This is a genomic window from Variovorax sp. 01T439_2, from assembly GCF_056398445.1.
In genome coordinates, this window is record NZ_JBFTPJ010001341.1 from 1 (window position 1) to 1,070 (window position 1,070).

Sequence of the window (1,070 nt, forward strand, 5' to 3'; positions counted from 1 at the left end):
ATGACCGAGGAAAAGGCCGCGCTGCCGGGCCGTTGGGATGCGGCCAAGAACCAGTGGATCGCCGATGCCTACCAGGTGAGCACGGCCACCGGCAACGTGGCCTGGGCCGCCTTGCTGCTGCTGAACCTGAACGAGGCCGAGCCTTCGCCCGCCTACCTGGCGGGCGCGCGCCGGCTGCTGGGCTGGATCGAGCAGCGCACCCGCGCGCGCAACGCCCCCGACGGCTACAACGGCGGCTGGTACGGCTGGGACAACGCGCAGCGCGCCCAGACCTGGAAATCCACCGAGCACAACATCGACATCGCGGTGGCGGCCGCCTGGGCGGCGAAGAGCGCCGGCGGCGAGGCCGAAGCCGAACGCCGGCAGGCGCGCACCGCGCTCGAATTCGTCAACCGCATGTGGAACGCATCGGAGCAGCGCTTCAACATCGGCACCAAGGAAGACGGCGCCACCATTGCCACGGATGGCTCCGGCCTGGATGCCCAGCTGTGGCCGCTGCTGGCGGCGCCCGAGGGTTCCTGCCCCTGGATGCGGGGGCTCGACTGGGTGGAGAAGCACCATCGCTTCGGCGAAGGCTACGGCTTCTCGCGCAGCCCCGACGGCATCTGGACCGAGGGCACCGCCCAGGCCGCCGCCACGCTGGTGGCGCGCAAGGGCGCGGCGCCCGAAGCCCTGTGGCAGCTGCTGGCCTCGCAGCGCGCCGGCAACGGCCTTTACTACGCCACCCCCAGTGCCCGCATATCGACGGGGCTGGCTATCGGCCCCGACTCGACCGGGGCCGACTTCTTCTACTACCGCTGGCCACACTTGGGCGCGACTGCCTGGATCGCGCTGGCCGCCACGGGGTTCAACCCCTTCACCGGCAAAACCGCCGCAACAGGAGCTACGTCACCATGTCCCACCTGATCGCCACACCGGAGTTCCAGCTCAACGCACTCGTCGCGGGCCTGGCCCTCCTCCTGATGACGTGGGGGCGGATCGACCGCACCTCCCACCGCGTGCTGTTCGGCGCGCTGACCGCGCTGCTGCTGATGCGCTATGCCGTCTGGCGCGTGGTTGCGACCATGCCG

The 1,070-nt window shown here is 70.6% G+C and carries 1 protein-coding gene; it reads left to right on the forward strand.

Annotated elements, in window-relative coordinates; translation table 11 throughout:
* On the forward strand, window positions 1-906 hold a 906-nt coding region (locus AC1DOC_RS34785), incomplete at its 5' end, for a hypothetical protein (RefSeq protein WP_478131729.1).
* Between the last annotated feature and the right edge of the window lie 164 nt (window positions 907-1,070).